Source organism: uncultured Roseobacter sp. (assembly GCF_947491795.1).
In the GTDB taxonomy this organism is placed as follows: domain Bacteria; phylum Pseudomonadota; class Alphaproteobacteria; order Rhodobacterales; family Rhodobacteraceae; genus Roseobacter.
This window is the reverse complement of sequence record NZ_CANLKW010000023.1, coordinates 1-2,064: the sequence shown is the minus strand read 5'-3', so window position 1 is coordinate 2,064 and position 2,064 is coordinate 1. Positions and strand designations below refer to the sequence as shown.

The window sequence follows — 2,064 nt, the reverse complement described above, 5'->3', positions numbered from 1 at the left end:
GACCCCATCCCGGCGCAACACGTTCTCACGCTCCAACAGCGTGCCAAGTTCGACGTGCACGTCATTGAGAATGTCGCGGGCCTGTTCCAGATCGGCGCGGCGCTCGAGGTTCAGATCGCGCGCCTCGGCCACCTTGGAGAGATCATCTGCGATCCATTGATGCTCCAGCGCTGCATTTGAGGCCCCGGTTTCGATCCGGGCCACCACTTCCGATGTGCTGATCCCGGTGCCCCGCAGTGCCGCGTCAATGCGCGATCTCAGATCGGGCTCTGCCAGACGCTCGCGCTGGCTGGCGTCGATATTGGCTTCGGAATAGATCCCGCCCTCCGATGGCGCATCCGACAGCGTGCTGGAACGCAGACCCAGGGGTTGCAGATGCTGCACCTGCGCCTGGATCGCATTGAGGCTCTTTTCCAGCGCGGGACGCGCCGCATCCGGCTTCTCGGCAATCATACCCTGTACCCGCTCCAGCCTCTCCGCATAGAGGCTTCTCAGATCCTCGAAGCTCTGGTCCTCAGCCATGTAGACATCTCCTGCATGTGCCACCTGCCCGCCATGCGCCAGCATCTCGCCGGCACGGAAGAGCGCCGCGGCGATATCTTCCCGCACAGCGCGCGAGGCCTCCGCGGCAAGCGTATGGCAGACAGTTCTGGTACTGGCGATCTCCGCCAGTGTCCGGGTCAGATCCTGACCCACCCGCTCGCGGGCCACGGGCGTCCGGCCCTCGTCCTTCGCAGCATAGACCTCGCGCGTCCGGGGCGGGTAATGCACCACCCCGCGATCCACCCGCCGCGTGGCCTCCAGGCGCACGCCATACTTCTCCGCCTCCTCAACCATGGCAAGGCGGAAGTCGTCATAGTTGAAGCGATGGTTGCGCCCCAGAAAGAAGAACTCACCCTCCTGCGAGCGGCGGTTCAGCACCAGATGCGCATGCGGATGATCCCGGTCCTCATGCACCGCAATGATGTAATCAAAATGCCCGGCCTCTGTCTGGAAGAACCGCGCGGCCACATCCGTCGCGATGTCGCGTACGTCCTCGCCGCGCGTGCCGATGGGGAAGGACATGAGCATATGCGTGGTCTGCCCGAGCTTGGGTTTGAAGCCCGCATCCCACCGTTTGGCAAAGCGCTCGGTCAGATCCTTGATGTCACCCGCCTCGAGCTTCGCCTTGCCATCCAGGAACCCGCTACTGTCCACGATATGGGTGGACTTGGTGGTGAGGTAATCAAGCTGGTTTGCAAGCTGCGATTTCGTATGCGTGCCCCCGCCCCGGATCGCTTTGAAGACCGCCGCGCGGTGCCCCGCAGCAGCCCGTACGAGCTGCTTCTGCCTGACCACATGCAGTCCCTGCATCGAGCCCCGGATCCGGCTCCAGCCGTCCCGGAAGACCTCGCCGGTGACAGCGTCGACAGCATCATTCAGCCGCATGCGCAAACTCCCTCAGCGCGGCCGTGGCCTGCAGCTGCATCGCGTCCCGACGGCGGCGCAGGAGCAGATCGATCTCGTCAGCAGAATCCAGAATGAACCGCGCCAGCCCGCGCATCTGGGCGAGGCGCAGTTCGGTGAACTCAGAACCCGCCCCCCGGCCTGTCCGGTTGGCCTGCGTCATCTGCCTGGCCATCTGCACGACACCATTGCCGACCTCGTGCAAAGAGGCCCTGTAGCGTGCCATCTCGGCCGCCATCTGCGCGTCCGGAACGAACACCCCACCTGCCGCCTGAATGAGCCGTCGCAGCCCCTCGGCCCGGCTCTCAATCCCAGCAGCGGTCAACACCGCATCGAAGGACGCAAGCTCCTCAGCCGTTACCTTCACACTGACAGCGGAGACCGGGATCGCGGCATCTGTCCGGCGCTCGGCATCGGCCTTCAAGGTGTATTGGATTGCCCGCACCGACACGCCAAACCGTTCCGCCAGCACTGAAGTGGAAACGCCTTCCGCAGCCGCGCGAACGATCTCCATGCGCTCCGCATCTGTGAGGCGTTTCGAGCGAGACATGCGAAGAAAGACCCCCTATTTCCTGCCACCTTCCAAAAAGACTGAACCAACCATACAATAATATACCC

At 63.7% G+C, this 2,064-nt stretch carries 2 protein-coding genes; both read right to left on the bottom strand.

The genetic code is table 11. The features are described from left to right. Positions 1-1,428 (bottom strand): relaxase/mobilization nuclease domain-containing protein (locus Q1A34_RS21880; RefSeq protein ID WP_300039628.1); only part of this gene is annotated, 1,428 nt, incomplete at its 3' end. Next, on the bottom strand, positions 1,415-1,996 hold the full coding sequence (locus Q1A34_RS21875) for a helix-turn-helix domain-containing protein (protein ID WP_300039626.1): 582 nt from the start codon (positions 1,994-1,996) through the stop codon (positions 1,415-1,417). The genes Q1A34_RS21880 and Q1A34_RS21875, both read right to left, overlap by 14 nt. Positions 1,997-2,064: the final 68 nt, after the last annotated feature.

Bases quoted from the DNA above. Each gene is read 5' to 3' on its own strand.
- Q1A34_RS21875 (WP_300039626.1), bottom strand. From the start codon at position 1,996: ATGTCTCGCTCGAAACGCCTCACAGATGCGGAGCGCATGGAGATCGTT.